22 protein-coding genes and 7 pseudogenes are annotated in these 25,157 nt (G+C 44.1%); 17 read left to right on the forward strand and 12 right to left on the reverse strand.

All coding sequences use genetic code 11. From position 1 onward, the window contains the following. Positions 1-3: 3 nt before the first annotated feature. A pseudogene (locus tag GWP43_RS08585) lies at positions 4-261 on the forward strand (type II toxin-antitoxin system RelE family toxin). Between the two features lie 109 nt (positions 262-370). Here the strand turns inward: GWP43_RS08585 and GWP43_RS15625 are convergent. The 3 genes from GWP43_RS15625 to GWP43_RS08600 are packed head-to-tail and all read right to left on the reverse strand — an operon-like array spanning position 371 to position 1,520. Further along, positions 371-547 carry an integrase core domain-containing protein gene (locus GWP43_RS15625; protein ID WP_162664821.1) on the reverse strand — a complete coding sequence of 59 codons (177 nt, stop codon included), beginning with the start codon at positions 545-547 and terminating at the stop codon, positions 371-373. After that, positions 523-1,233 carry an IS3 family transposase gene (locus GWP43_RS08595; RefSeq protein WP_162663814.1) on the reverse strand — a complete coding sequence of 237 codons (711 nt, stop codon included), beginning with the start codon at positions 1,231-1,233 and terminating at the stop codon, positions 523-525. Before GWP43_RS08595 ends, GWP43_RS15625 begins: the two co-directional genes overlap by 25 nt. Continuing rightward, positions 1,230-1,520: a transposase gene (locus GWP43_RS08600; protein WP_162663442.1), complete on the reverse strand. Its 291-nt coding sequence runs from the start codon at positions 1,518-1,520 to the stop codon at positions 1,230-1,232. The genes GWP43_RS08595 and GWP43_RS08600 overlap by 4 nt, the downstream gene beginning before the upstream one ends. Before the next feature lie 115 nt (positions 1,521-1,635). Here GWP43_RS08600 and GWP43_RS15250 point away from each other — a divergent pair, with 115 nt between their 5' ends. From GWP43_RS15250 to GWP43_RS08620, 5 genes are all read left to right on the forward strand, one after another. Then, entirely contained in the window at positions 1,636-1,770 is a 135-nt protein-coding gene (locus GWP43_RS15250) for a hypothetical protein (RefSeq protein WP_269138839.1), read from the forward strand. 130 nt (positions 1,771-1,900) lie between these two features. Beyond that, positions 1,901-2,818 (forward strand): Rpn family recombination-promoting nuclease/putative transposase, encoded by a 918-nt coding sequence (locus GWP43_RS08605; RefSeq protein WP_162663815.1) that lies wholly within the window; start codon positions 1,901-1,903, stop codon positions 2,816-2,818. 68 nt (positions 2,819-2,886) lie between these two features. Beyond that, entirely contained in the window at positions 2,887-3,426 is a 540-nt protein-coding gene (locus tag GWP43_RS08610) for a hypothetical protein (protein ID WP_162663816.1), read from the forward strand. After that, on the forward strand, positions 3,423-4,985 hold the full coding sequence (locus GWP43_RS08615; RefSeq protein ID WP_162663817.1) for an InlB B-repeat-containing protein: 1,563 nt from the start codon (positions 3,423-3,425) through the stop codon (positions 4,983-4,985). Before GWP43_RS08610 ends, GWP43_RS08615 begins: the two co-directional genes overlap by 4 nt. A gap of 85 nt (positions 4,986-5,070) precedes the next feature. Beyond that, positions 5,071-5,424 carry a four helix bundle protein gene (locus GWP43_RS08620; RefSeq protein WP_162663818.1) on the forward strand — a complete coding sequence of 118 codons (354 nt, stop codon included), beginning with the start codon at positions 5,071-5,073 and terminating at the stop codon, positions 5,422-5,424. A gap of 21 nt (positions 5,425-5,445) precedes the next feature. Here the strand turns inward: GWP43_RS08620 and GWP43_RS08625 are convergent, their stop codons facing one another. The 4 genes and pseudogenes from GWP43_RS08625 to GWP43_RS08640 all read right to left on the reverse strand — a co-directional run bounded on the left by GWP43_RS08625 (position 5,446) and on the right by GWP43_RS08640 (position 7,669). Beyond that, positions 5,446-5,751 carry a hypothetical protein gene (locus tag GWP43_RS08625; protein WP_230977622.1) on the reverse strand — a complete coding sequence of 102 codons (306 nt, stop codon included), beginning with the start codon at positions 5,749-5,751 and terminating at the stop codon, positions 5,446-5,448. Positions 5,752-5,865: 114 nt separating this feature from the next. After that, positions 5,866-6,171: pseudogene (locus tag GWP43_RS08630) on the reverse strand (PD-(D/E)XK nuclease family transposase); the annotation flags it as partial. Between the two features lie 273 nt (positions 6,172-6,444). After that, a pseudogene (locus GWP43_RS08635) lies at positions 6,445-6,687 on the reverse strand (PD-(D/E)XK nuclease family transposase); the annotation flags it as partial. A gap of 118 nt (positions 6,688-6,805) precedes the next feature. Next, entirely contained in the window at positions 6,806-7,669 is an 864-nt protein-coding gene (locus GWP43_RS08640) for an Rpn family recombination-promoting nuclease/putative transposase (protein WP_162663819.1), read from the reverse strand. A 222-nt stretch (positions 7,670-7,891) separates the two neighbouring features. Between GWP43_RS08640 and GWP43_RS08645 the strand changes: the two are divergent. After that, positions 7,892-9,132, forward strand: a pseudogene (locus tag GWP43_RS08645) (IS256 family transposase). Positions 9,133-9,339: 207 nt separating this feature from the next. Here GWP43_RS08645 and GWP43_RS15630 read toward each other — a convergent pair. Next, positions 9,340-10,142 (reverse strand): annotated as a pseudogene (locus tag GWP43_RS15630) (nuclease/transposase family protein). 201 nt (positions 10,143-10,343) lie between these two features. Between GWP43_RS15630 and GWP43_RS08660 the strand changes: the two are divergent. Beyond that, entirely contained in the window at positions 10,344-10,568 is a 225-nt protein-coding gene (locus GWP43_RS08660) for a four helix bundle protein (RefSeq protein ID WP_230977624.1), read from the forward strand. Between the two features lie 110 nt (positions 10,569-10,678). On the opposite strand, the pseudogene GWP43_RS08665 reads toward GWP43_RS08660, so the two are convergent. Together GWP43_RS08665 and GWP43_RS08670 are read right to left on the reverse strand one after the other, a co-directional pair. Further along, positions 10,679-11,218: pseudogene (locus GWP43_RS08665) on the reverse strand (hypothetical protein); the annotation flags it as partial. A gap of 226 nt (positions 11,219-11,444) precedes the next feature. Next, positions 11,445-11,711, reverse strand: a pseudogene (locus GWP43_RS08670) (hypothetical protein); the annotation flags it as partial. A 289-nt stretch (positions 11,712-12,000) separates the two neighbouring features. On the opposite strand from GWP43_RS08670, the gene GWP43_RS08675 reads away from it, so the two are divergent. Both GWP43_RS08675 and GWP43_RS08680 read left to right on the forward strand, forming a co-directional pair. Further along, entirely contained in the window at positions 12,001-13,755 is a 1,755-nt protein-coding gene (locus tag GWP43_RS08675) for an ABC transporter ATP-binding protein/permease (protein WP_162663822.1), read from the forward strand. Next, a complete protein-coding gene (locus GWP43_RS08680; RefSeq protein ID WP_162663823.1) occupies positions 13,756-15,459 on the forward strand; it encodes an amino acid ABC transporter ATP-binding/permease protein in 1,704 nt (567 codons plus the stop codon). A 67-nt stretch (positions 15,460-15,526) separates the two neighbouring features. Here GWP43_RS08680 and GWP43_RS08685 read toward each other — a convergent pair whose 3' ends face one another. Then, on the reverse strand, positions 15,527-18,235 hold the full coding sequence (locus tag GWP43_RS08685; protein ID WP_162663824.1) for a CHASE2 domain-containing protein: 2,709 nt from the start codon (positions 18,233-18,235) through the stop codon (positions 15,527-15,529). A 96-nt stretch (positions 18,236-18,331) separates the two neighbouring features. Here GWP43_RS08685 and GWP43_RS08690 point away from each other — a divergent pair, with 96 nt between their 5' ends. The 7 genes from GWP43_RS08690 (at position 18,332) to GWP43_RS08720 (ending at position 24,162) form a co-directional block, all read left to right on the forward strand. After that, entirely contained in the window at positions 18,332-18,790 is a 459-nt protein-coding gene (locus GWP43_RS08690; RefSeq protein WP_162663825.1) for a hypothetical protein, read from the forward strand. Then, on the forward strand, positions 18,787-19,986 hold the full coding sequence (locus tag GWP43_RS08695; protein WP_162663826.1) for a hypothetical protein: 1,200 nt from the start codon (positions 18,787-18,789) through the stop codon (positions 19,984-19,986). The genes GWP43_RS08690 and GWP43_RS08695 overlap by 4 nt, the downstream gene beginning before the upstream one ends. Positions 19,987-20,049: 63 nt before the next feature. Continuing rightward, entirely contained in the window at positions 20,050-20,754 is a 705-nt protein-coding gene (locus GWP43_RS08700) for a FecR family protein (RefSeq protein WP_162663827.1), read from the forward strand. Between the two features lie 112 nt (positions 20,755-20,866). Further along, positions 20,867-21,430, forward strand: coding sequence for an O-acetyl-ADP-ribose deacetylase (locus tag GWP43_RS08705; RefSeq protein WP_162663828.1), 564 nt, complete (start codon positions 20,867-20,869; stop codon positions 21,428-21,430). Positions 21,431-21,452: 22 nt separating this feature from the next. Continuing rightward, entirely contained in the window at positions 21,453-21,668 is a 216-nt protein-coding gene (locus GWP43_RS08710; protein WP_162663829.1) for a hypothetical protein, read from the forward strand. A gap of 1 nt (position 21,669) precedes the next feature. Continuing rightward, positions 21,670-22,647, forward strand: coding sequence for a PstS family phosphate ABC transporter substrate-binding protein (locus tag GWP43_RS08715; protein ID WP_162663830.1), 978 nt, complete (start codon positions 21,670-21,672; stop codon positions 22,645-22,647). 81 nt (positions 22,648-22,728) lie between these two features. Further along, positions 22,729-24,162 carry a bifunctional folylpolyglutamate synthase/dihydrofolate synthase gene (locus GWP43_RS08720; RefSeq protein WP_162663831.1) on the forward strand — a complete coding sequence of 478 codons (1,434 nt, stop codon included), beginning with the start codon at positions 22,729-22,731 and terminating at the stop codon, positions 24,160-24,162. On the opposite strand, the gene GWP43_RS08725 is transcribed toward GWP43_RS08720, so the two are convergent. After that, on the reverse strand, positions 24,080-25,153 hold the full coding sequence (locus GWP43_RS08725; protein ID WP_162663832.1) for a pseudouridine synthase: 1,074 nt from the start codon (positions 25,151-25,153) through the stop codon (positions 24,080-24,082). The genes GWP43_RS08720 and GWP43_RS08725 overlap by 83 nt on opposite strands. Positions 25,154-25,157 lie beyond the last annotated feature (4 nt).

The raw sequence follows: 25,157 nt of genomic DNA on the forward strand, positions 1-25,157 counted from the left end.
AAAATGAAAATTGAATACGCTCCGAAAGCAGGTAAACAGTTTTCAAGTCTTGATAAGCCGATACAAAACCGCATTAAAAGGTATATGAGCGAAATTGCCGCGCTCGGTAATCCGCGCTCCCGCGGAAAAGCGCTTAGTTCAAACCTTGCTGGTCTATAGCGCTACCGCGCGGGCGATTACCGCATTTTGTGCCGTATCCATGATGATAAATTGGTTATCACCGTCATCGAAATCGATCACCGGTCAACAGTGTATCGATGACCGGTCTCAGTAAAGAAGAAGTGGAAGCGATTAATTAATTGGGTAATGGATAATTGGTAATTTAAGAAAATTACACATTACAGAAACTTGTCAAGTATTAGTAGACACATTAAATTGATAATTGTTGGTAAGCTTCATTTGGTATTCGATAATTAATACTTGAATGAAGTCTTTCACTGTTATAATACAACTCTATATATTCGACTATCGTTGCTTTCGCCTGTTCAAATTTCATATGGCGAATACTCGGCATCTCTCGTTTCATGGTCTTCCAGAAACTTTCAATTGGCTGATTGTCTTGCGGAACTCGGGTCTTGACATACTTTTGATAAAGCCTGCTTTCTCAATCAGCTCCGTTGTCTTTTTTGAGCAAAACTGGCTACCGCCATCAGTGTGCATATAGCGTTCAGCTGGTACATTCACATGGCGGCCGCAAGCCATTTTCAGAGCTTGATGTACAATGACTTCTCTCATATGTAATTGGATTGACCAACCAACAATCACCCTGCTTGCAACATCTATTATCCCACAAACATACACCTTGCCTCCTGTTATCTTAAATTCACTGATATCCGAACTCCAAAGCTTATTTACTTCCTTCACGGCAAATTTGTCCTTAATCACATTTTGTTTAATTATTTTTTCCTGTTGCACCATTTTGCTCCTTTTCCCTCGCCCTTTCTTTCTGCCTCCTTTCGCTATTAACCCGTTCTCTTTCATAATTCGAGCAATTTTCCATTCACTCACTTTGATATGCTCTCGCTCAAGCGCTTTTTTGATCCGTATCCGCCCATAATTTCCCTTATGTTTGGCAAATGTAGAAATGATACGCTGCTCAAGCTGTTTTTCTTCTTCTTTCTGCTCCTTTGCTTGCCTATAGTAGCTGCTACGCGATACGCCAAGTATCCGGCATACAGTGCTTATTTTTCTTTGAGAAAAATATTTTTTTGCTATTTTGACGCATTCGCTCACTTTTCCGCAAAGTATGCCGCTGCTTTTTTTAGTACTTCATTCTCCAGTTTTAAGTACTCGTTTTCCTTTTGCAGTTTCTTCAGTTGCGCATCTGCACTTCTTACTCGTCCTGAACCGACAAAAGCTTCCTGTCCATAGCTTTCATATTGGTTTAACCATTTGTATAAAAGCTGTACTCGTACACTCAATTTCTCTGCCACAATGCGCACGGGTATGTTTTTTTCAACAACCAGCTTACATGCCTGCTCTTTTAAATCTTTCGTATAATTCTTGTAAACACGTCCCATATATTCTCCATTTTACCTGTCTACTTTTATTATACAAGTTTCTAAGAAAATTACACATTACAAATTACCAATTAAAAATTACAAATTACCAATTAGTTATCGGGAGCATTGATGTATGAAGAAAGATTATGTAAAGGCAGCGCTCTGTGCGCTGGTATTTTTGGGCGCTTCCCTTCTTTTTGCCCAAGAGGTAAAAGCGGTTAAATTAAAAAAATCGCCAAGGCCGCAAAGTTCGCAAAGAGGAAAGTAAAGAATACTTCAAACAAAGCTCCCCTTAAATTCCTTTGCGCTCTTAGTGTCCTTTGCGGTTAAATTAAAAAAAATGTTCCTTTAAAACTACTGAAGATATGGTATAATTAAAGCAAGAGAGGGCATAAGTTATGAGTACTTCAAACAGAAAATATAAAGACTCGGTGTTCGTCGACCTTTTCAGTGAAGACGAAAAAGCAAAAGAGAATTTTTTATCGCTATATAATGCTCTGCATGGAACGGACTTGAAAGATACAGAGCAGCTAAAAACGGTCAGGCTCGATCAGATCCTCTATATGGCATTCTATAATGATGTGTCTTATCTTGTCGATAACAAAATAATAGTCCTTGCAGAACACCAATCGACGATAAATCCCAATATGCCTCTCCGCTGTCTTGAGTATGTAAGCCGCTTGTATGAAACCCTCTTTGAATCAAAGGAAAAATACAGCCGTAAGCTTTTAAAAATTCCGGTTCCTGAGTTTTATGTTTTTTATAACGGTGAGGAACCATATCCTTCCGATAAAACTCTGAAACTATCGGAGGCCTTTATAGAAAGAGGAACGGAAACTAATCTTGAGTTGACCGTTAAAGTAATAAACATAAACCGACAAAACCGTCATCCCGTATTGGAAAATTGCCGGACAATGCAGGAATACAGTATATTTGTGGAAACGGTGCGCAAGTGGAAAGAGATAGATAGTCAAAACGGTTTTGAAAAAGCCGTTGAAGAATGTATAGAAAATAATATTTTGCGTGAATATCTAAAACGCAAGACGAAGGAGGTATTGAATATGTTACTGGCAGAATATGATTATGAAACAGATATTGCAGTACAGCGAGCCGAAGAACATGAAATCGCCTTTGCCGAAGGAATTGAACAGGGGATTGAGCAAGGAATTGAGCAAGGAATACAACAGGGCTTTTCCGACGGTTCATACAAAAAAGCTCTTGAAACGGCAAAATTGATGAAACATGCGAATTGTGAACTTGATTTTATTATGCAGATGACCGGCCTCAGTAAAGAAGAAGTGGAAGCGATTAATTAATTGGTAATTTAAGAAAATTACACATTACAAATTACCAATTAAAAATTACTTATCGGGAGCATTGATGTATGAAGAAAAATTGTGTAAAGGCAGCGCTCTGTGCGCTGGTATTTTTGGGAGCTTCCGTTCTTTTTGCTCAAGAGGTTGAGGATGAACCTAAGAGAGAAAAAGACCGTCTTCATTGGTCTTTGGGTCTTTCGGCGGAAGGGAATATGAACATGCCGAAAGGCTATGCCTTGGGCGCAGGGCTTTACGGGCTCATTGTATTGCCTAATTGGGTTAAAACGGGCAGATTTTCAGCCGGTGTAAAGCTCTTGTATTCGACGGGATTTAAAAGATACAGTCTTCTTGATACGGCTGTTTTGTTCCGCTGGAATTTTTATGATTTTGCAAAGTTTAAAACCTGCGATTCAGGCTTTTTTGTTCAGGCGGAAGGAGGCGTTTCCTTAGGCTGGAACGGAAAGAGCGCAAAACCCTTTGTATTCGGCTTGGGAGAAGGAACATTCGGTTACCGCTTTGCAGTAAAAACCTTTTTTATCGAACCGTATATAAGAGGTGGCTATCCGGTAATCTGGGCTGCCGGAGTAAGCGGAGGATTTAGAATATGAAAAAAATTTTTGTTTTAGTTTTGACGGTACTTTTAGTATCGGTTTCTGCTTGTAAAAACCCGTTTTTAAAGAAGATGCTGGTTGAGGAGGAAAAGGGAAAAACCGTATCGCAGGTACCCAAACACGGGGTAACTTTCAGCGTAGAAGGCGGGCACGGCACGCTGAAAGCCCAAGTTGACGGCAAGGAAATCAATTCAGGCGATTCAGTCGAACAGGGTAAGTCTGTTGTCTTTACGGCGGAACCTGCTCTTGATTATGTGGTGGAACAGTGGACAAACGGCGGCACAGTTATCGGCGAAGCAGGCATGGATACAAGCTATACTTACACGGTAACGGCAAATGCGGACATCAAAGTGAAGTTTCAATCACTCTTTGTCGAAGGCGGTGCTTCGCTCATCTTAAGCCCCGACAGGCTCGACATCACCGTTGAGGTAACAACCGCCGATAACTCACCCATTACGGTGGAAGGCTGCACCGAAACGGAGCTTACAAGCGGTACCGAAACTGTGCTGCACGCAAAAGGCAGAAGGGTTATCCTCAAAGGCAAGATCATCAAGCTGTTCTGCTACTACAATCAGCTCACCGCACTTAATGTGCAGGGCTTAACCGCTTTGCAAGTGCTGGACTGCGGCTACAATCAGCTCACCGCCCTTAACGTGCAGGGCTTAACCGCTTTGCAAACGCTGGACTGCAGCGACAATCTGCTCACCGCCCTTAACGTGCAGGGCTTAAGCGCTTTGAGAAGGCTGTTCTGCGGCAACAATCAGCTTACCGCCCTTAACGTGCAGGGCTTAAGCGCTTTGAGAAGGCTGTTCTGCGGCTACAATCAGCTTACCGCCCTTAACGTGCAGGGCTTAAGCGCTTTGCAAGAGCTATTCTGCGACGTCAATCAGCTGACCGCCCTTAACGTGCAGGGCTTAAGCGCTTTGCAAGAGCTGAGCTGCGACGTCAATCAGCTGACCGAACTTAATGTGCAGGGCTTAAGCGCTTTGAAAAAGCTGAGCTGCCGCGGTAATCAGCTGACCGCCCTTAACGTGCAGGGCTTAAGCGCTTTGCAAGAGCTGAACTGCCACGGCAATCAGCTGACCGCCCTTAACGTGCAGGGCTTAACCGCTTTGAGAAGCCTGTCCTGCGGCGGCAATCAACTCACCGCACTTAATGTGCAGGGCTTAACCGCTTTGCAAGGGCTGTACTGCTATAACAATCAGCTAACCATCCTTAATGTGCAGGGCTTAACCGCTTTGGGATGGCTATACTGCGGAAACAATCAACTCACTACACTTAATGTGCAGGGCCTAACTGCTTTGCGAACGCTACGCTGCTACAACAATAAGCTCACCGCACAAGCCTTTACCAAACTCTTTGACGATTTACCGACGCGGCAGGATAGTGATAATGGGGAGTGTATTCTTTACACCGAAGAATCCGGCGTTACCGAGGGCAATCACAAAGATTTTAGCACTCCGCCGGATTTAGCCGCAGCCTTTAATAATGCTAAAAATAACAAGAAGTGGAAGATGTATAAGTGGAATGGAAGCTGGCTCGGGGTTGAGATTTAATGTAATGGGTAATTGGTGATGGGTAATTGGTAATGGGTAATTGTCGAATTGTCAATTACAAATTACACATTACCAATTAAGAGAAATGAAAACTGACAATGTGATTGTTGATAAATCAAAGGCGTTTGCGTTGAAGGTCATTGCCTTGTACAAAAAGCTCTGTGATACGAACCGTGAGTTTGTTATGTCAAAACAGCTTTTAAAAAGCGGAACGAGCATCGGAGCAAACATTAAAGAAGCCCAGCAAGGACAAAGCAAGGCAGACTTTTATGCAAAGCTCTATATCTCGCTCAAAGAGGCAAGCGAAACGGAATATTGGCTGGAGCTTTTACACGAAAGCGGATATATCGGTGAAGAAGAGTTTTCTGCAATCTACCAAGACTGTCAAGAAATCATCAAAATCCTCGTCGCTATAACGAAACACAGGGGGAATGGATAATTGGTAATTATGAATTGCACATTACCCATTACAAATTGATTCGACCTCGTCTGTGGTAAGACCGGAAATTTTACAGATATCCACAAGCGGATAGCCCATAGTAAGCATTGTTTTTGCCGTTTCAAGCGTTTTTTGGTGGGAACCTTGAGCGAGACCGAGGGATTTACCTTCTGCAAGACCTGACTTGAATTGAACCTCTGAGATAGTTGCTATGTCGCTTTTCAGCTTCATCCGCGATTCATAAAGCTTCCGTTCTTCGGGGGTCAAACTGAGAACGTCTACTTTCTCGTTCAGCATTTGCAATACGGGTGATGTGGCTGCTAACATAGTTCTTACCTCCTTATCATCTTTTGAAAATATACGGCGCATCTGCGTTGTCGCTACGCCGAAATAAATGCTCGACGTATACCCAATACGTCTCCACTTTATTTCGGCTGGCTTCTAGCACCTGCATCGTCTATTTTCAAAAGGGTGAATTCCAGTAAACCGTAACCAGTTTATCAGTTTTTGCTGTTTTTCGATAGGGTCTTTCTGTATCTCGAACTTTCGTGCTGCCGATAGGCTGAGAAAATGTATCTCCATTAAATCGGTGAGCGGCTTATATGTTTTTTGTTCCAATAAACTGTAGGCAGAATGCATCTCACTACTTTGGTTAAATCCTTGTGAAATGAGGTTAATAGTAATGCTCTTATCCAAACTGGTATACGGTTCACCCTCTTTAAATCCTTCAATGTACATTTTAGACCAATAGAAAAAAGTTAGGGGGTATTTTCTTTTTTTCCGATAAAAAGAAAATACCCCCTATAACCCCCAAAAGAAAAACTACGGCTTAGGGTTCTACCCTAAGAACCCGCCTTTGTTCCAAAGCTTATTCTAAAATAAAAGCTGAGCAGGTATGCTTTTTTACGCAACTCCGTTTCAGAAGCGGCACGGATGCCGCTGGTTTCAAGCAGCAGCGACGTTTTGCCGAATGGCAAAACTCGTGTTTACCGATAGACATGGACGTCTATCGGTAAACGAAATTTCAATGTCTATGGTCGTGCTGTCTTTTAATCGAAGCTTAACATCGAGAATACCGGTCTTATCGGTTATCTCATCTTTGGTAAGTTCCTTGTCCAGCAGTTCAAGGTCTGCAATCATACCACTGGGCATATCCAGTACGCATTCAAGAAAGTCCTGCAAGCAGGCTTTATTTTCTTCCGAACCGAGCAAGAGCTTGAATAAATAATCGTTTTTAAGTGTTAATCTATAGGTGTCTTCCATTTTCGCCTCCATACCCTTTATATAAAGCACGGATACAAAAGTGGCTAACAAAATGGGGATAATTCATCGTTTTTTGATAAAAACTGAAGCTGAGGGAAAAACAATTCAGAATTATGAATTACCCATTACAAATTGCTTCGACCTCTGCTTGGGTAAGGCCGGTTGCTTGCGCTATCTTTTCCCGAGAAAGCCCGAATTGCAGAAGATTTTTTGCCGTTTCAAGCGCTTTTTGGTGTGAACCCTCTGAGCGACCCATATCAAAACTTTCTTCCCGTTGTACTGCTATGTCGGTATCATAATCATACTCACCTATTAACATGTTCAGAACCTCCTTCGATTTTCGTTGTAAGTATTCCCGTAAAATATCGTTTTGTATGCATTCTTTAATTGCTTTTTCAAACCCATGTTCCTTATCAACAGCAATATTGCGACGTACGGCATCAACAAACAAGCTGTATTGTTTCAGCGGCTTGCAGCGCTCAAGTATTTCACTTGCTTTATCATAATTGATATTAACCACTTTTACGGATAATTCAAGGGCATATTCATTATGTTTTTGAGTGAATGAATCAGATAGTTTCAAGAGCGAATCACCGCGATATAGTTCTTTTCCGTTATAAAAGACATAAAACTCCGGTGTTGGGATAGCTAACTGTTTACGGCTATACTTTTCTTTTGATTTATAAAACTGTTCGTATAAGCGAGCAATATATTCAAGGCATCTGATTGGCATATTAGGATTTATGGTCGATTGGTGTTCTGCCAGCACGATAATCTTATTGTCAACGAGATACGATACATCGTTAGCGAAACTCATATAGAGTACCTGCTTCAGCCGTATGTTCTTTAGAATAGCAGTAGATTGGTAATCAGTACCGTGCAGCGCGTTATATAGCGATAAAAAATTAGCTTTCGCGGTTTTGTCTGTACTGAATAGGTCGACAAAGACAGAATCTTTGTATCGACGGTTGTGTTTTTTCATAGTATGTTCCTCCATAGGTATATATAACTACTTATAGAACACGGATGAAGAAATGGCTAACAAAATGGGGATAATTCATTATTTTTTGATAAAAATTGAAACTGAGGGGAAAACAATTACAAATTACAAATTACAAATTACAAATTACAAGACTCTGTGAAAGTCTTTCTGTAAATTCCTAAAAAGTAGGTACTGTGGTAAAATAAAGACAGGAGCCAACGTATGGCAAAGGAAAAAACACCACCACACAAAGTTGTAATGACTGAAGGCAAAAGAGAGATTATTAAAACTTTGCTTTCAGAATACGACATCCAGTCAGCGCAGGATATTCAGGAAGCACTGAAAGACCTTCTAGGCGGAACCATCAAAGAAATGATGGAAGCAGAGATGGAGGCTCACTTGGGATATGAAAAATCTGAGCGTTCTGACAACGATGATTACCGAAACGGTTACAAGTCAAAGACTGTAAAATCAAGTATCGGAGAAGTTGAACTGGAAGTTCCTCAAGACAGAAAATCAACTTTCGAACCGCAGGTCGTAAAAAAAGGCCAGAAAGATATTTCTGACATCGATCATAAAATCATATCAATGTATGCAAAGGGAATGACAACCCGTCAGATTTCAGACACCATCGAAGACATTTACGGCTTTGATGTGTCTGAGGGTTTTATTTCCGATGTCACAGATAAGATAGTTCCGCAGATTGAAGAATGGCAGAACCGGCCGCTTGATGATGTTTATCCGGTCATTTACATCGATGCCATTCACTATTCTGTCAGAGACAACGGAGTGATTGTCAAAAAAGCCGCTTATGTAATTCTTGGACTTACCTGTGACGGGCGTAAGGAAGTGCTGTCGCTTGCCATAGGCAAAAATGAAAGTGCTAAGTTCTGGCTGAACGCTCTGAATGAGCTTAAGAACCGTGGAGTGCAGGATATTATGATTATCTGTGCTGACGGCCTTACAGGTATCAAAGAGGCCATCTATGCCGCATTTCCAAAAACTGATTATCAGCGCTGTATGGTTCACATGGTCCGCAACACTCTGAAATACGTTGCATCAAAGACATGAAATCTTTCGCTACTGACCTGAAGACAATTTACAACGCAGCCTCCGAAGGTGAAGGGCTGAAAGCTCGCGACCGAGTTGTTGAAAAATGGTCCGCAAAATATCCGAACTCCATGAAGCGCTGGATAGAAAACTGGGATGTTGTCGTGCCTATTTTTAAGTTCTCTAAGGATATCCGGAAAATCATTTACACCACGAATGCGATTGAAAGCCTGAATTCCAGTTACCGAAAACTCAATCGCCAGCGCAGTGTATTCCCAAGCGACCAGGCTCTGCTCAAAGCTTTGTATCTTACAACTTTTGAAGCAACAAAAAAATGGACTCAGCCGATTCACAACTGGGGTCAGGCCTACGGAGAAATGTGCATAATGTACGAAGGTCGCCTGCCTGACTAATCTATAAAAAAAGACAATTTCACAGCAAGGAAGCTGTCTTTAGTATTTAACTCTTGATAAAAAATCAACAGTATTTTATATTCAAAAAATAAACAGTAGCTGTCAGCTACTTGTGGGATATACCCGCATTAAAACTTTTTACCGCAGCCTACTGAATTTACAGAAAGGACTTCACAGTCTCAATTACAAATTACAAATCACACATTATCAATTACAAATTGCTTCCACTTCAGCTGTGGTAAGGCCGGTTGCTTGTGCTATCTTTTGTACGGAATCGCCTAATTGTTTTAAGATACGTGCTGTTTCAAGCGCTTTTTGGTGGGAACCGCGGGCTTCGCCTTCATCGAAAGCATCCATCAGTACTGCCGGTAATATGTGATATTCTTTCCTCAGCTGTTCGTTGCGTTTTACTGTTTGTATCATTTGCTCTATCCTCCCTGTATATGCTGTCGTTACTTTGCCGGTTTTTACATACTGTAAAAAGCCTTGTAATTCCTTATTATCTGCGGTTCTAAACCAGTTTGCATTGAGTATAATCTTTTTTGCATCTTTTACAAATATGCGGGCATCTGCTGTGTCGTACGCCGAAAATAAATGCTCAACGTATACCCGATACGCCTCCGCTTTATTTTCGGCTATCTCCTTGCATCTGCTCCGCCTCTTTGCAAAAGGTGTTTCAGAAGCGGCACGGATGCCGCTGGTTCTAGCAGCAGCGATGTTTTGCTGAATGGCAAAACTCGTGTTTTCCGATAGACACGGATGTCTATCGGAAAACACATCTCAATATCGTAAGATGTGTCGGCTTTGTCTTTTACTAATACATCCAGTCGGACGGTTTTGGCTCCGGAATTAGCGGTAACAGTATTTTGGGACGATAGATACGTGATTTTCTCGATTTTAGCATTAAAAAGCATCTCAAGAAATTCTTTACAGATAGGTTCATACTCCATAACCTTACAGAACATGAAATCATCGGCAATGGTGAGGTCTTCAAAAGGTTTTTGTGTCATTCACACCTCCTATAGTCCTTATACGACTTTTAGATGTTTTTGGCTTGAAAAATGCGGCAAATTCATCATTTTTAATTAAAAATTACTAAATGGAAATACGGACTCCGATGATGCAGTTGCAGTGGAACCAGCCTCTGCTTTCAACAACAATACCAATGTGCGTCAGGAACAAAGCTAAGGGGGGCAATTGATAATAGATAATTGGTAATTACAAATTACAAATTACCAATTGATAATGTGATTGTTGATAAATCAAAAGCGTTTGCGTTGAAGGTCATCGCCTTGTACAAAAAGCTTTGCGATACGAACCGTGAGTTTGTTATGTCAAAACAGCTTTTAAAAAGCGGAACGAGCATCGGGGCAAACATTAAAGAAGCCCAGCAAGGACAAAGCAAAGCAGACTTTTATGCAAAGCTCTTGGGATAAAGGCGGGTTCTTAGGGTGATAACCCTAAGCGGTTATTTTGAAGATAGGAAGGGTTGAAGGGGAGGAAAGAAACCTTTATCCGAAAAAAGTGTCTTTCCTCCCCTTAGCAATTAGTTAAGCGATTCCACTTCGGCTTGGGTAAGACCGGAAATTAAGCAAATTTCTGCTACAGGATAAGCACGCTGACGCATAAGTCGTGCTGTTTCAAGCTTTGCTTGATGGGAACCTTGAGATAGTCCTTGAGATATCCCTTTGGCAAAGGCTATTTTTCCTGCTTCTTCTCTCTGTACTGCAATATCTGTGTCATAATCATATTCGGCTATTAACATATTGATCACCTCCCGTGACTTTCGCTGTAAGTATTCTTTTAATATTCCTTTTTCTATACATATCTTTACCGCATTGGTAAAGCCGTTTCCAGGATCGAGTTGCGTTTGGATGCGCACCTCTTCAATAAACAAACTGTATTCATCTAAGGTTTTGCAACGGCTCAATACTTCTGCTCCCTTGCTTTTGTTTATGTTATATACCTTTACCTCAAGGTCTAACGGTATCCGTTCAGGTTTTGTAATAAAAGCATCGGATAGTTTTAACACTATAGTTTCAGGGTAGTCGTTTAATCCGTTGTAGAACACATAGAACTCAGGTTCTTTTGAAAATAAACGACGCATCTACTGCGTCGTACGGCAAAAAAGTGTCCTCAACGTATCATAGATACGCCTGCGGTACTTTTTTGCCTAACTCCTTGTATCTACGCCGTCTATTTCCAAAAGGCTTTTCAGAACCGCCATGGATGGCGGTGATTCCATACAGCAGCGAGTTTTTGCTTTAGGCAATTAGGCAAAAACTCGTAAGCAAAGACTGTACAAGGAGGTACAGTCTTTGCGATGGCATGTTCTCGTTTATGGTAGATTGGTGTTCAGCAAGAACGATAATCTTATTGTCTACAAGGCAGGAAACATCGTTTATAATATTCATGTACATGACATTATCAAGCTTTATGTTTTCTACAGGGCAGGAAAGTTGAAGGTTTGTTCCGTGTAAGGCATTATATAACGACAAGAAGTTTTCTTTTGCCTTTTCATCTTCACTGAATAGGTCAACAAATACCGAGTCTTTATATTTTCTGTTTGCAGTAGACATAGCGATTTCCTCTCACTGACTACATTATAGCATAGAGTATAGGATTTTGAAAACTTATCAATTGCACATTACCCATTACAAATTAATTCAACCGCATCAAAAGCATAAGCCCATTGGAGCGCGGATATCCATTTTACTTTCCGCACAGTTTTTTTCCGGAAGAAGGCATTATCGTTAATTATGTTGTTTACACAAATCTTTTTACAGGGGCATATTTGGTGTTTAGGATGTTTCCCATAGCTTGAGGATTTTCCCGCAGAATGGTAATATTATCTTCGTACATAACTTTATGATAAAGAAAAGATTAATTACGTTTTTGGCGCATTCGAAGCGCTACGTTTATTTAAACGTTTTATGGCAGTGGATCGCCCTTGTTTCGCAGATTGCGGCGGTGTTTTTTATTGGGCGTCTTTTGGAATCCTTGTTCAAGGGGACGATTACCTCAAAAGGAATGATTACGGCGGGTGTTGTTTTCATAGCGGCGCTTGCAGTGCGGGCTGTTGCAACAAAGTATGCAACCCGCTATGCCTTTCTTGCCGGGCGGGATGTTAAAACAACCTTGCGGGATGCACTCTACGCGAAACTGCTGAAACTCGGCGCAGCCTATCGGGATAGCATCGCTACTTCGGAAGTAGTGCAGCTTGCCTCAGATGGGATTGAACAGCTTGAAATATACTTCGGCAGATACCTGCCTCAGTTTTTCTATAGCCTCCTTGCGCCGCTCACCCTGTTTGCGGTGTTGGCGCCGGTCAGTTTTAAGGCGGCACTCATCCTCCTCGGCTGCGTTCCCCTCATACCGATTTCCATTGTTGCCGTGCAAAAAATCGCCAAGCGGCTGCTCAGTAAATACTGGGGCGCTTATGCAGGGCTCGGCGACAGGTTTTTGGAAAACCTTCAGGGACTGACAACGCTGAAAATATATCAGGCGGATGAGGCAAAAGCCGAAGAGATGGACAGAGAAGCGGAACACTTCCGGCGCATCACAATGAAGGTGCTCAGTATGCAGCTCAATTCCATTACCGTTATGGATGTAATTGCCTACGGAGGAGCTGCTGCCGGTATCATCACCGCAGCATATCAATTTGCCACAGGGAGTATTTCGATTGCGGCGACATTCAGCATCATTCTCTTGTCGGCGGAGTTTTTTATCCCGCTTAGACTGCTCGGCTCTTTTTTCCATATCGCGATGAACGGAATGGCCGCCTCGGATAAACTTTTCTATATCCTCGACTTACCCGAACCTGCGGAAGCGTCCGGCGCCATCGACAGCGCCGCCGGTATCACCGTTCAAGACCTCTCGTTCTCTTATACCGAGCAACGAGCAATCCTTGCAGACATCAATCTCACCATTCCGCACGGTTCATTTATCGCCCTTGCAGGGGAATCCGGATGCGGCAAAAGCACGATTGCAGCGCTCCTTTCCGGTAAGCATAAAAACTATACGGGGCGCATCCTGTTCGGTGCAGACGAACTGAAAACCATCGATGAATGCTGTATCATGCGGCATATCGCGGTCGTAAAACACAATGCGTATCTTTTTAAAGGAACCGTTGGAGATAACTTACGGATTGCAAAGCCGGATGCTTCTGATGAAGAAATGACTGCCGTGCTCAAAAAAGTAAACCTCTCAGACTTCTTAGATACGCAAAAGGGCTTGGACACCGAACTACAGGAAGGCGGTGTGAATTTTTCCGGCGGACAGCGGCAGCGGCTTGCATTGGCACGCGCCCTCCTCTTCGACAGCCCCGTCTATATTTTTGACGAAGCAACTTCCAATATCGATATTGAAAGCGAAGAGCGGATATTGCAGGTTATTCATGAGCTGAAACAAACAAAGACGGTGCTGCTTATTTCGCACCGGTTGGCAAACAGCGTAGACACCGATTGTATCTACTTTATGGAACACGGACGAATTACCGAAAAAGGTACTCATAACGAATTGATGGCGTTGGACGGCCGCTATTGTGCTTTGTACAAGAGCCAGTCGGAGTTGGAACGGTACGGCAACACTGCCGATAGTCAAGCAGTACATGAGGAGCGATAAATGAATACATCCAAACGCAGAAGTGCCCTGACCATAATGGGTTCACTGATTACCCTTGTCCGCCCCCTCCTTCCCGTTATGGTGATTGCAATTACCGCAGGAGTGCTCGGGTTTTTATGCGCAATCTTTATCACCATCCTCGGCGGCGAAGCTGTTATCGCTGCGATTTATGACAAAGTACCGATCGCGATCGGAAAGACATTCTTCGGGCTCAGCCTTAAACAGATTGCTATAGCGATCATCATTCTTGGCGTTCTTCGGGGTGCGCTCCACTATGGAGAGCAATACTGCAATCACTATATCGCGTTTAAGCTTTTAGCAATTATCCGGCATAAGGTATTCAGTGTCTTACGGAAGCTCGCTCCGGCAAAACTGGAGGGCAAAGATAAAGGGAATTTGATCTCACTGATAACCATCGACATCGAGCTTTTGGAAGTGTTTTATGCCCATACTATCTCCCCCATCGTTATCGCGGTGCTGACCTCCCTTTGTATGCTGATCTTTCTCGGCAGCCGCAGTCTTATTGCGGTACCGGTCGCACTCGCAGGGTATATTACGGTAGGCGTGATTATTCCCCTGCGCAACGGCAAGCGGACAAGCGAACAGGGACTTGCCTTTAGAACGGAATTCGGAAACTTGAATAGCTTTGTTCTTGAAGCCCTGCGCGGCTTGGAAGAAATTATCCAATACGGGGCGGGGGAACGTATTCGAACCGAGCTGCGGCAGCGGTCGGATAATCTCGGGAAAGGCGGGGAATATTTAAGTACACAGGAAGCACGGCAGCGTATTGAAACGAACACAGTCATTTTATTCTTTACTTTTGCTCAACTTTTTCTTTCTATTATGCTTTTCCGGCAGGGAAGCATCGACTTTGCCGCCGCCGTAGGAATAACACTCGGCATGAGCGCCTCTTTCGGCCCCGTGCTTGCTCTTGCGCAGCTTTCCAATAATTTACATCAAACGCTCGCAAGCGGCGACCGTATCTTGAGCCTATTGGAAGAACAGCCGCTCGTAGAAGAAATCCCCCCCGACGGCAAACAGCGCTCATTTGAAGGCGCTGCGGCCGATCATATTGATTTCAGCTACGGCAGCGAACGGATATTGCACGATTACAGCGCCGTCATTCAAAAAGATAGCATTACCGGCATACACGGCGCAAGCGGATCGGGTAAGTCTACCCTGCTTAAACTGCTGATGCGGTTTTGGGAAGTGCAAAAAGGCGCGATACGCATCTCAGGCGAGGACATAAAAACCGTCCCGACCGGAGCGTTGCGGGCGATGGAATCCTGCGTTACACAGGAAAGCCAGCTCTTCAAAGGCACCATTGCCGACAATATCAAAATCGGCAAGTTGGATGCGTCGGAGGAAGCAGTCATCGCGGCGGCGCAAAAAGCATCGATTCACGACTTTATTACCACCCTTCCCGATGGGTATAATACGCCGGTCGGGGAACTCGGCGACACCCTGTCGGGCGGAGAAAAACAGCGTATCGGACTTGCCCGTGCATTTTTGCACGACGCTCCCCTACTCCTTCTCGACGAACCTACCAGCAATCTGGATGCCCTTAACGAGCGTATCATCCTCAAATCGCTCAAGGAATCCGGCGCCGGAAAGACGGTTGTGCTCGTTTCGCACCGTAAGTCAACGCTGAATATCGCCGACGCGGTCATTAACATCGAAACAACCGCATCAGACGTTTTTTAACCATTAGAATATCGCATTTCAAGGCAACCTGTTCTGAAACGGACGTTTCCGAACAGGTATTCCTATCCTATTTTTGCGTAAGGCTGAAAACGCCGTCCCAGTTGTCCGCAGGAGGCTTTTGGATAAAGGCCTCGCACTTGCGCAAATAGGCATCGGAGGGACCATCATCAGGCCGCTCTTCGCGGAGCGCTTTAAAGAGCTTAAAGGCCTCCTTCCAATCCCGCCGGTCAAACACGCAATGAGCTTCCTCAAAACGGCGTAAAAAGTCGAGCGTTGCCGAATCGACTGCATCCTTTAATTCGACCAACTCCCATAGCTGCACCGGCGTATTGATACCGACAACACGCACGCGGTCGAAGCGGCGGGTAATAAATTCGTCGCCGATTTCATTTTTCGTCATATCGGAAATCAAAAGCCATGAACCGTACTGTTTGTTTACCCCTTCCAAACGGGCGGCGAGGTTGACCGCGTTACCCATAATCGTATAGTCCATCTTCCGTTCGGTGCCCATGTTCCCGACAACCATATCGCCGGTGTTAATCCCGATGCGGGTTAAAAGCGGATTGGGGCTCATTCCCTCACGCATGAAAAGCTCGTTCAGCTCAACCTCTTTCCGTCTCATCAGCACTGCAGCACGGCACGCGAGGCGGGCATGTTCTTTATAATCCACCGGAGCGCCGAAAAACGATATAATGGCGTCCCCTTCGTATTTATCGATAGTGCCGCGTTGTTCCAAGATAATATCGCTCATACCGGAAAGATAGATATTCAGCAATTTGACCAAATGTTCCGCATCGAGCGCTTCGCTTATTGTGGAAAAGCCCTTGACATCGGTAAACATTGCGGTAATCCATTTTTTCTGCCCGCCGAGCTTGAGCATGGAAGGATCTTCTATCATCTCATTGATAACATCGCCGGAAAGGTATGTGCCGAATGCTTTGCGGAGAAAGCTCTTTTCGCGCTCACTGATGATGAACGACACCATCGAATAGGTTAAGAACGATACGAAGAGTGCCAGCACCGGTGAGATAATAAAGATATAAATACCGGTAAAGTGGAATATGAGTTGATTCACCATCAGCACGACGAGGGACAGCACAACTCCTGCAATAATCTGAACAAGGGTGCTGAACCGGCGGATAACCACAATAATACCGAAAGAAAACGCAATCGCGAGCAGAGCCGACACCCAAACCGGCGCTTGCTGTAAGAAATCACGCTGCAAAATAGTATTGGCGACCGCAGCGTGCGTACCGACATTCACATATTCGCTGTGAAAGGGGTTAACACCGATATCGGTTGTACCGGTACTTGACCACCCAATAATACAAAAAGCATCTTTAAGTTTACCGGCAAGCGCCGTTTCAAGCTCCGTATGCCGGTTATACGATGCGGCGGCATTTGCATAGAGCGTTTCGAAATCGGCCTTTACCTGATCGTAGAGTTTCGCATCTTCAGGATTCCCAGCTTGTTTTGCCTCGTTGAACAAGTGCGCTACCGACGTACCGTAGTCTGTTTCAAAAAAGCTTTTTACCGTATCCCAATAGGTCTGCACAGCAGTAAGCCAAGCTTCCTTATCCTGCACAGCCCCCGATTCCAGGGCAGTACGACGCAGTTCTTCGCTTTCATCCCATAGCTGCATACATGTATCGATCGGCGCGTAGCCGGGGCCGAGGTTCCATCCTTGATTAGCCCGTAACAGGCGTAAACTGCTTGCCGTTTTTTCTCCGCTTTCGGCATAATCGATCAGCAGATAGAAAGGAATATGAGTAAAGCTGTTTTGATAGTTTTTTTTCGGCCAGCGAATCAACATCATACCGCTTGAATCAAGCGGTATTGAAACATTTTCTTCTTTACCGTCATACACGGCACCGATCAACGTAACGAGGTTTTTATCGATGACAACTTCGGGAGCCCCCAGTTTCTTCAACAACGGAGAAAAGGCAAGCTGCATAAACACCGTGTCGCCGATATTATCCGTCAACCGGATACGCCGCCTCACGCCATCACTGTCGATATACACATTAGTAAACCCCGCTCCCGCAGCCATACGGCTGATTTCCGGTATCGGTACTAAAGCGCTATGCCGCCCATCCGATAAAGGGGCGTTCACTTTCAGTTTAGGATAGACAAACCGCTCTTTCGCAATCGCATATAAATCTTCCGTACCCTCGCTCGGAGGATCGTCCTGCATATTAACCGTAATAAACGACGAACCGAACAGCCGCATTGCCTGTCCTAAATAGCTATCGTTCTCTATCGCCACCTGCTTTGTATGCCGGTAGAGAGTATCCCGCGATTGATCGATTAAATCCACCAATTCGCTCCCATATACGCCCGCCTCCGGCAGCGTGATTTGATTATTGGCAAGGGCTGCAAAAATATCCTGTACATTTGCGCCGATTTCTTCAAAAGAAGCGGCAAACTCGGACTTTAACGCACCGTTTAAATAGGTAAAATCCACACTCATCGGGCTTTTATCGATATATTCAATATCGAAGACTGCAAACTCCGCACCGAGCTGTGTCAACGCTTCCAAGCCTTTTGCAATCGTATTACGGGTCCACGGATAAAGACCGACTTTTTCGATGGATACATCATCGATATCCAGCAGCACGATAGAAGAATCCTCTTTAACATCAGACTTTAGTCCTAAAAAGAAATCATACAGCCGATTTTCAACACCTATCCAAAACGGAAATAGGTAGACTCCCGCACTCAGTAACCCGATAATGCACGGTATAACAATTGAAGGCCACGATGTTTTTTTCTTCACTCTTTACTCCCCATTAAATCTATAGTAAGATATGTACGAGAGTTATACAATGGGAAGATGCTAAAAACTTCATTTTTTATTAAAAGGGGGGACAGAATGAAACGTACTGTATGTATTACCGTTGCGGTTTTGATTACCATAGCGGCATCATTCGGCCAAGCGGCTGAAAAGATCGATACAATTTTAGAGACTGAAAAAACAACCTTCGGACAAGCCGCCTATCTGATACAGACAGCCTTGAATGACGGATCCGACAAGCTTGATTTTGAAACAGCATTTGACCGCTTTAAAAGCGGAAATAAAAATGTAATACGGGATTCGGTTACGGCAGGCGATGTAATACCGGTCAAGACCTACGCTTTTTTATTAATGAAGTCCTTCAATATAAAAGGAGGTTTAATGTACCGCATCTATCCCTGCCCACGATATGCATATCGTGATCTGAAGTACCTCGCGGTTATCCAAGATAATAACGATCCCGATGCACCGATGACGGGATCTACCATGCTCCAAATACTCGGACGCATCGATACGGTACAAGGCGGTGAACAATGAAACGTATACTATCCTTTCTTATCATAGCGGGTGGTATGACAATGTATGCTGCCGCATTGGATTTCGGTGTCAACCTGTCCAATAGTACCGAGTTAAACGGTACAAATAAGACTTTTAACATATCGCAGGCAAATGCAGTGGAAGCATTCGTTGAATTTCCCGTAAAGGATTTTTCATCGATATATATTTCCGGCGAAGCCCGATTTTCAGGGGCTTTCCCTATTAATCCTAAGGGAGCAGCTCAATTGCTCCCGATCCACCAAGCATTTAGACTGAAAAGAACGGATTGGTCGGGCAATAAGATCTTTAATGAGATCGGCTTGCAATGGTCAGTCGGACGTACTTCATTCAACGACTATTCAAATAAAATTTTGAGCGGTTTATTTGATGGTGGCAAAATCAACCTTATAATCAAGAAGGCCAACATTGCTTTTGCACTTGGCTATACGGGACTTACCTATAAAACCGATGCACAAATCAAAATAGATTTGGATGATATCGAACGTTTGAACAATAAAAAAAAGGTACTTGCCCCTCAACGGTTGTTCTTCCTTCTTTCGGCCTCTTTCCAAGAGGTTATTCCTTCACATACAATAGGATTCGATGCCCTTGCTCAATTTGATTTACTTAAACTAACCGGAAGGACACACACGCAATACTTTATACCGTATATCCATGGACGGATAGGCAGGAATATTAACTGGCAATACTGGATAGCCCTCCAATTAGGAGAAGCTCCAAAATTTACCTACTCACTCGCATCGGGACTTGCAGTACAATATTTTAACCCCAATTGGCGTTATTTTACGGTAACCGGTAAGCTCAACTGGGCAGCAGGAAACTACGATGGTACAGGACCGATGCGTTCATTTGTACCTATTACAGACACAAAACAAACAGTTGTTGCCAATGGGTCGATCAGCTCGTTTAGCAATACGCTTACCGGAGGACTCACGGTAAACGCTCGCCCGATACAAGGTCTTTTAACGGAATTATCATACATACTGCTGACCTCTCCGAATACCATACGCTCGCCTGCCTACATGGGATCCGAATTATCGGCGAAAGTAGCGTATCAATTCCATAATGATTTTGATGCATCATTCACCGGAGGCATCTTTATACCAAATCGGAAAGTTATCACAGCGTATAATCTGCGCTGGCTGACTGAACTGACATTTACCGTAAAACTATAGGGAACCGCTACAAACTGAAGTTTTTAGAGCTCCCCTATAGCGCTTCATTTTAGGAGGTGTACTATGAAAAGATATCTAGGAATTTTACTACTCTGCATGGCAGGAATTTTCTCAGCTGCAGCAGCTAACCTGACAGCAACAGTCACCGAAATTGCCGGAAAAGTTGAATGCAAACATCCCGGAAAAGATTGGAAAGCTGCAAAAGTAGGTGATGTTTTACCTGCCGGTTCTCTTATCTCTACCGGCTTTAAGAGTACCGCTATTCTTAAAACGGAATCGGCAGTACTGACGGTAAAACCTGTTACCCGCTTATCACTTGAAGAGCTGATAAAATCAGAAGGAACAACAAAAACGCAGATGTTTTTGATGGCCGGGCGGGTTAAGGCGGAAGTTACACCGAAAGAAGGCGAAAAAGCGGAATTTAAGGTTAAGAGTCCGACGGCAACCGCTTCCGTGCGCGGTACCGGATTTGAATTCGACGGATATAACTTATTCGTAGACCATGGAGCCGTTCAGTTTGAATCGGGTATCGGTATCGGAATACCGAAAATGGTTGCCTCCGGCGAATTCAGTACCTTGAGTCAAGTGGGTACGGTAACCGCTCCTGTGGCTGTCGCAACTGACACTTCGGATAACCGATTACAAGCAGCTGCTGCCTACACCGCATCCGGTATTGACTCAGGCAGTAACCGGCAGGGTATAGCCAAGCCTATTAGCGAAGAAGTCCGTCCCGGGTCTACCACAGTCAGCGTCGGCTGGGACGACTAACTCTTTTTAATCCATAACCGGCAGCAGCTCTCTCGTCGACAAGCAATAGACTGCCGGTTTTTAATTCAAAAACATACCGTATTCGGTTCATATCGATCATAATTAGGAATTTATGGATATCAAAATTATCTGTGCAGATATAACTACGCTAAAAGTAGATGCAATTGTCAATGCAGCAAATACCACTCTGCTCGGCGGCGGAGGTGTTGACGGAGCGATTCACCGTGCCGCAGGCTCCGAATTATTGGAAGAATGCCGCGCACTCAAAGGATGCAGAACCGGACAGGCAAAAATCACACGCGGATATAAGCTCCCTGCAGAATATGTTATCCATACGCCCGGACCGATCTATCAGGACGGCAAACATGGAGAACCGGAACTGCTCGCAAGCTGCTACCGCAACTCGCTCATTCTTGCCGCAGACTTTCACTGTGAAACGATTGCATTTCCTTGTATCAGTGCGGGCGTATACGGCTATCCTATGGAGGAAGCTGCAACAATTGCTCTTTCCACCGTCTATGCCTACTTAATGGAAACAAAAGCGGATATGACCGTCTATCATGTCTGTTTTAATAAGCAGACTGAAAAACTATACCGTACAATATTATCAAACATAATTATCAAACAGAGCGATTCAAGACAATCAAAAAATGGTAGGCGGATACTCACACGGTAACACAGGAACATGGAGAAAATAAATGGAATTTTTAATTTTTGGTCTTCCTATTGTAGCATTAATTTGGTTGATAAGTGCTATAATACAATTTTGCAGGACAAATAAAGAAAATATTGAAAAAAGAAAAGCCTTAAAAAAAGAAATTATAATTTGTTCAATAATTATTGTAGCATGGATTGTGATTATTGGGGGATTTTTGTTTTCTATCATTTATTCAATTTCTGTTTATGGAATGTAGCATGAAAAAAATTACTGTTATCCTTTTTATTATGATTTCTCTATTAGGAATGATAAGCCTTTTATATTCAGGAATACAATTTAATATTTTACATAGAAAGTCAGGTATGATATCTGTTGTAGCTGGGAGTAACGAAATCTCAACTCTTGCAATTGATTTAAAGGATTATCTTCCATTTGACAAGAACTCAAAAACAAATTATGTAAAATCACATTTTCAAATAGATGACAACATCCCTGTGCTTGATGGAGCAAGTGCACTATATCCAGTCTTTTCTGCGATTGCATCTGCAACTTATCCTGAAAAATCAGTTTGTTTCGATGGTGAAAAGTTCACCAAAGAAAGCAAAGTTCAAATGCGAAATACGAGAGGCGCTTACAAAGCCGTTGTTGATGGCGTTGCAGATATAATTTTTTGCGCCTCACCTTCAGAAGGGCAACTATTGTATGCAAAACAAAATAATATAGAATTAGAGTTTGTTCCAATTGGCTTAGAAGCATTTGTATTTATTGAGAATATAACGAATCCTGTCAATGATTTATCAATTGAACAAATAAAAGGAATATATTCCGGTAAAATTAAAAATTGGAAAAAAGTTGGTGGAACAAATACTTTAATTGCAGCATGGCAAAGAAAAGAAGGAAGCGGCAGTCAAACCGCATTCTTAAAATTTATGAATGGAGAAAAGATACGATTAAATCCTTTTGGCATTTTCTTTGGAAGTCCTATTGGTTACTCATTTCGTTATTATGTAGAAGGAATAACACAAAATGCAAATGTAAAAATGATTTCTTTAAATGGAATTGCACCAACAAAAGAAAATATACAAAATGGCAGATATCCTCTATCTTCACACTTTTTTGCTGTTTACAGAAAGGATAACAAAAATGTAAATGTAAAAAAGCTGATAGATTGGATCCTTTCTCCTGAAGGTCAAAAAATCATTGATAACAATGGCTATGTACCGTTAAAAAATTGAAAAACGTCCGTTCAATGGGCGTTTTAAACTACAACTATCATGAACAAACCTGACACCTCTGCAAAACGAGCGACAATCATTATGAATACAATATATACCGCTGCACCATCTCAAACGCTTGTAGACAATCTAAACGATTTTTACCGATGGCTTGACGGTTTTATCAACTTTGAAAAACGGCCGCACAAAAAGACCTTTTCGCTTGAGGTTATCGGATACTATGCCGCGCTTTTTTCCAACCCGCAAACGGCGTATAAGTGCGTCCATATAGCCGGTTCAAAGGGAAAGGGCTCCGTTGCGGCGATGCTTTCGGCCTTATTCTCCGAATCCGGTTATAAGACCGGCCTCTACACTTCTCCTCACGTAAACGACTTCCGCGAGCGGATAACGGAAAACGGCCGTTTTTTCAGCGATTCAGCCTACCTCAAAGCATTCCGTACCGTACGGGAGAGCATCATGCCGCATATCGGTAAAGAGACTGAACCCCAGCCGAGTTGGTTTGAGCTGGTGACACTGACCGCCTTTGTACTGTTCCGGCAGGAGCGGCTCGACTGGGCGGTGTTTGAAACCGGCATGGGGGGTAGGCTTGACGCTACCAATATCGTGCAGCCGGAAATAACCGTGCTGACGCCGATCGAGCTTGAACACTGTGAATACCTCGGCCATACCATTCCGCTCATCGCAGCGGAAAAAGCGGGCATCATTAAAGCGGGGATTCCCGTTTTTTGCTCGCGCCAGCCGAATTCCGCGCTTGAAGTATTCAGGGGGCGGGCTGAAGCGCTCAATGCTCCGCTCTTTTATCTGCCCGATTTTATCGAAACGATTGAACACCGGCTGATACCGCAAGGCCGCGAAGTTACCATCCGCTTTTCCGCCGCGCATCCGGTAGGGGCGCTCTTTAAACGTCCGCTGCACGCAATACTCCCACTTTTTACGCCCGTACAGGCGGAGAACGCTGCGCTCGCCGCCGCTGCTTTTAAATACCGTTTTTCCGATATGCCGGAAGCGTTAATTGAAAGAGGGCTTTCAAAGGCATGGCTCCCCGCGCGATTCCAGCTTTTAAGTACGAAGCCTTTAATCGTCATCGACGGTGCGCATACCCATAACAGCATACGGACTTGCGCAGACACGTTCTTTTCTCTCCTCGACAATGGCTCCGCTAAATTAGATAATGCTAAGCCGATACTGGTGTTTGCCTGCGCAGCCGACAAAGACCCCGCCGGTTTTGCGCCGATATTCTACGATAAAGTTGGTTATCTCTACTTAACCGTGCCGGGCGCGTTTAAAAAGGGGAATTTAGAAAAAACCGTCGGCGCATTTACACAGGTTTTCGAGAATGAAACCAACGTTGTAATGGAATCAAGTGAAGATTTTAACGCGGTATTAAAGAAGGCCTTTACCCAAAGTGTCGCCGAAAACCGGCCGCTGCTGATTACGGGTTCATTCTATCTGGCAGCGGAAGCACAACGCGTATATTCTGCTGAGGGTTTTCAGGATCGGGGAACGCAAGGCTGACCGCGTAGAGCTGTAAGCTCACCTGTGCGGCTTCCGGTGGGGCTTCCGTTCCCTGTGGCGCATACAGGGGGTCACCAACAATCGGAAGTCCGGCTGCGGCCAGATGAGCACGCACTTGGTGCCGGTATCCGCGGGAAAGGCGGCAGCAAAGCCGAATGGGCGGCGGGGGCGAAAGGGATTCACAAACAGTTTCAGGGACGGTATCGTTTCCATCAATTGGGGATGGCAAAATATCGATCGTCTCGATCACCGTCGTATACAGCCGCCCGTCTTTCTTGTAATGCCGCGAACCGGAAACAACCGGAGCAACCCTTTTTGCGCCGGGGCCGAAATTCCTAAACTGACTTTCCAGTGTAAGCGGTAACTGTACTGCTATCCGTTCTTTTGCTGCTATCCCTCTCTGTGCAGCAGACAGCTCTTTCAGCGTAGCTAACTCTGTTGCATTAAAGCTATACCCATTATATTCCATAGCCCGGGATAGAGTCGGTTCTACGAACGCGCAATAGGTTTTTATTATCTGCCCCGCTTCCTGCCGGGCCGCAAGAAAATCGTATACCGCCTGATCCTTTGCAAAAAGCACAAGCCCCCGCGTATCCGTATCGAGCCGGTGCAGCAACCCCGCCTCAATCGCCTTTTTGCCGCGTACCTGCGCCTCCCGAATACGTCGTCCTGTCGGCCGTATCGCTGGTTTATTGCCGACCTGAACTTCCTGAATATCCCGCCCGTATTCGGCGGGCGGCTCCTGTGGATCTATCTGCGTAGCATCGAGTAGCGCATCTGTTTGCATATCATCGAATAGAACATCGCCCTCTGCCTCAGGGCTATGCAAAAACCAGTATACCAGCGTATTGCGTTCATCCGCTCGGAGCGGTGCAGTGGGGAGATGCGGCGGCTTATACACAACCGCCCAATGATCGGTTTCCCGTACAATACAGGGTTCCGCTCTATTATAATCGAAAGCCGCCATTACCATATCAATATTTTTTTGCATAGGC

The organism is Treponema vincentii (genome assembly GCF_010365865.1).
Lineage (GTDB): Bacteria > Spirochaetota > Spirochaetia > Treponematales > Treponemataceae > Treponema.

Excerpts from the sequence above, each read along its gene's own strand:
- GWP43_RS08615 (WP_162663817.1), top strand. The coding sequence starts at position 3,423 with ATGAAAAAAATTTTTGTTTTAGTTTTGACGGTACTTTTAGTATCGGTT.
- GWP43_RS08695 (WP_162663826.1), top strand. The coding sequence starts at position 18,787 with ATGAAACGTATACTATCCTTTCTTATCATAGCGGGTGGTATGACAATG.
- GWP43_RS08620 (WP_162663818.1), top strand. The coding sequence starts at position 5,071 with ATGAAAACTGACAATGTGATTGTTGATAAATCAAAGGCGTTTGCGTTG.
- GWP43_RS08675 (WP_162663822.1), top strand. The coding sequence starts at position 12,001 with ATGATAAAGAAAAGATTAATTACGTTTTTGGCGCATTCGAAGCGCTAC.
- GWP43_RS08680 (WP_162663823.1), top strand. The coding sequence starts at position 13,756 with ATGAATACATCCAAACGCAGAAGTGCCCTGACCATAATGGGTTCACTG.
- GWP43_RS08715 (WP_162663830.1), top strand. The coding sequence starts at position 21,670 with ATGAAAAAAATTACTGTTATCCTTTTTATTATGATTTCTCTATTAGGA.
- GWP43_RS08700 (WP_162663827.1), top strand. The coding sequence starts at position 20,050 with ATGAAAAGATATCTAGGAATTTTACTACTCTGCATGGCAGGAATTTTC.
- GWP43_RS08625 (WP_230977622.1), bottom strand. The coding sequence starts at position 5,751 with ATGTTAGCAGCCACATCACCCGTATTGCAAATGCTGAACGAGAAAGTA.
- GWP43_RS08690 (WP_162663825.1), top strand. The coding sequence starts at position 18,332 with ATGAAACGTACTGTATGTATTACCGTTGCGGTTTTGATTACCATAGCG.
- GWP43_RS08705 (WP_162663828.1), top strand. The coding sequence starts at position 20,867 with ATGGATATCAAAATTATCTGTGCAGATATAACTACGCTAAAAGTAGAT.
- GWP43_RS08720 (WP_162663831.1), top strand. The coding sequence starts at position 22,729 with ATGAATACAATATATACCGCTGCACCATCTCAAACGCTTGTAGACAAT.
- GWP43_RS08725 (WP_162663832.1), bottom strand. The coding sequence starts at position 25,153 with ATGCAAAAAAATATTGATATGGTAATGGCGGCTTTCGATTATAATAGA.
- GWP43_RS08610 (WP_162663816.1), top strand. The coding sequence starts at position 2,887 with ATGAAGAAAAATTGTGTAAAGGCAGCGCTCTGTGCGCTGGTATTTTTG.
- GWP43_RS08640 (WP_162663819.1), bottom strand. The coding sequence starts at position 7,669 with ATGAAAAAACACAACCGTCGATACAAAGATTCTGTCTTTGTCGACCTA.
- GWP43_RS08605 (WP_162663815.1), top strand. The coding sequence starts at position 1,901 with ATGAGTACTTCAAACAGAAAATATAAAGACTCGGTGTTCGTCGACCTT.
- GWP43_RS08600 (WP_162663442.1), bottom strand. The coding sequence starts at position 1,520 with ATGGGACGTGTTTACAAGAATTATACGAAAGATTTAAAAGAGCAGGCA.
- GWP43_RS08710 (WP_162663829.1), top strand. The coding sequence starts at position 21,453 with ATGGAATTTTTAATTTTTGGTCTTCCTATTGTAGCATTAATTTGGTTG.
- GWP43_RS15250 (WP_269138839.1), top strand. The coding sequence starts at position 1,636 with ATGAAGAAAGATTATGTAAAGGCAGCGCTCTGTGCGCTGGTATTTTTG.